General features: G+C 69.8%; 2 protein-coding genes. Both read right to left on the bottom strand.

All coding sequences use genetic code 11. From position 1 onward, the window contains the following. Positions 1 to 163 precede the first annotated feature (163 nt). Positions 164 to 385 carry a hypothetical protein gene (locus EEJ42_RS31910; protein ID WP_123105375.1) on the bottom strand — a complete coding sequence of 74 codons (222 nt, stop codon included), beginning with the start codon at positions 383 to 385 and terminating at the stop codon, positions 164 to 166. 691 nt (positions 386 to 1,076) lie between these two features. Further along, positions 1,077 to 1,913 carry a hypothetical protein gene (locus EEJ42_RS31905; protein ID WP_123105373.1) on the bottom strand — a complete coding sequence of 279 codons (837 nt, stop codon included), beginning with the start codon at positions 1,911 to 1,913 and terminating at the stop codon, positions 1,077 to 1,079. Positions 1,914 to 2,109 lie beyond the last annotated feature (196 nt).

Genomic DNA, 2,109 nt, shown 5'->3' with positions numbered 1-2,109 from the left:
GGCCATGTTCATCTCCTCGTCTTCAAGGGCCCGCCGAAGCGGCGGGCCCGATGGCGACCGTGTCCAACTGCGCGGCTAGCGCCGCAATCGCAAGGTGAACAGGACGCGGGCCGACCCTTTGGCGCTGCGGGCACGGCGCCGAAGGCGGTCGGGCGGGGTGCTGTTAGTTGGTGGGCCAGAGGAAGACGGCGAGCACGGCGTCGTCCGGCCGCGGGTCTTCGGGAATGCGGTAGCGCTCACCGCTGTAACCCGTCTCGGCGCGGTACATCGCGAAGTCAGCGTCGTCGAGCGGCGAGTAGTCGTTCCCCTCGGCGTCCCTGGCGAGAACCACGAGCGTGTCTCCGGGGAGCTCGGCGAGGCGGGCACGCAGGTCAGCAAGGGTCATGGAAATCTCCCGTTCGATCGCGGGGCAGGAACTGGTCGGGCGGGATGAACCGTGGCGGAGACACGGGTTAGGCCCGCAAGCCACGGACCTTCAACCGGATGTCACCAGCAGCGAGCACCAGAGCACCGAGCAGCTGGTCGTGCGTGGGGGCGGCCCGGATGGTGAAGCGAGAAGGCACGGGCGGGACGCGGGTGCCGGGCGCTGAAGGAGACGCAACGCCCCCCGGCACCCGCGTGGGGCCGGTGCTGGGGCATTGGTGGTGCCGGTCGGGCGTCAGGTTGAAGCGCCGCGTCACGCGGTGGGCCTCGGGTGGCAGTCGGCGCCGGACGGCACAAGTGGCCCTCACAGTCAGGGTCGTCGCCGAGTTCCTTCTGAACCAGGACGATGGCGGCGTACGGCATGTTGTTCGTGCACCAGTAACCCGCCTTGTGGTATGTGCGTTGCTCCTGGTTCAGGCGCCGCGCCCATTCGACGTCCTCGTCGAACGAGCGGAGCGCAGAGTCAACGTAGCCGCACCCCAAGATGTCGGCTTGGAGCGGATGGTGGCTTGGATGCTGACCAGGTATGCCGCCAGGCTGGAGAGAGTCGGTCTGGATGCCGGTACTCACGTGCTTCTCCAGCTCGGGCGATGCGCTGGCGAGACGGTGTGCACCGGCCCCGCAGGGCTGCGGGGCCCGTGCACACCAGGAGTTCAGGGGGTGTCGGGGTGCACCGTGACGTTGGTGCCCTGGTGCGCGTGGAGGATGGTCTGCCCGCCGCGGTCGGCGGAGCCGGGCTCCGGTTCAGAGGCAGGGACAGTGTGGATGAGGGCATCCTGGAAGTCGCGCAGAGCTCGAACGGCCGCGCCCTCAGCTTCGGCGGGCCAGTTCGAATCGTGGTCGCGTGCGGTGGCGAAGTCCTCGTTCTCGTCCAGGAGCTCAAGGGCACCCGCGACGGTAGTGATGGCGGCCGGGTAGTCGGTCGCGGGGGCTGTGAGGGCGCTTATGTCGGGGGCAGGCAGGACCGGGGAGCGGTACGCGGGATCGTCGGTGACCAGGACCCCCAGGGCGGCGACGGCCAGGGCCCAGGCGGACTCGCACGCAGCGCGGTCGGCGGGGAGCAGCGCGAGGCCGGCGTCGGCGGCGGCGTCGCCATGGTGGTGGGAGCTGCCGATGCAGGTCTCGGCGGTGACGTTCGCGCCAAGTTGGAGGACGCCCTCGAGCGTGCCCGGCTTGTGATTGTGCGCAGGCTGCCATGCCCATGCGGCCGTCGTGGTGGCGAGGCGTTCCAGGGCGGTGTACCAGCGAGGGCCGGAGTAGCCGTTGGCGCACAGGAGGATGGCGCCGGATTCGGCGTTGAAGGTGATGGTGCCGTTGATCGGGCTGTTGCGGATGCGAGGGCTCTGCTCGAAGAACAGCAGGCCGGTGGGCTGGTCGGCGTGCGTGCGGACGGACAGGGGTGGCGTGGAGGCCATGAGCGCGGTGTAGAGGCCGTTGAAGGTGCCGGTGGCGGTAAGTGCCTGGTGCAAGGTGGAGTAGTGGGTGAACACGCGGGGTCCTTCCCGAGGTGGAGAACCCGCCGGGGCAGTGTGCCGGGCAGGTGCGGCCCCGCAAGCGGCGGGGCGGCGGGATGGACCCTGAGCGAGGTGCTGGTAAGGCCCGCAACTATCACTGCGACGGACGCGGGCGGCAGGCGAAGCAGCGGTTGGGCCGGTGTCGAGGTGGAGCCCATCTGCGGCTCCGCAT

The sequence above is a fragment of the Streptomyces botrytidirepellens genome (assembly GCF_003721215.1).
Classification (GTDB): Bacteria; Actinomycetota; Actinomycetes; order Streptomycetales; family Streptomycetaceae; genus Streptomyces; species Streptomyces himastatinicus.
Note: the sequence above shows the minus strand (reverse complement) of the source record. Positions and strands in the feature narration are given on the sequence as shown.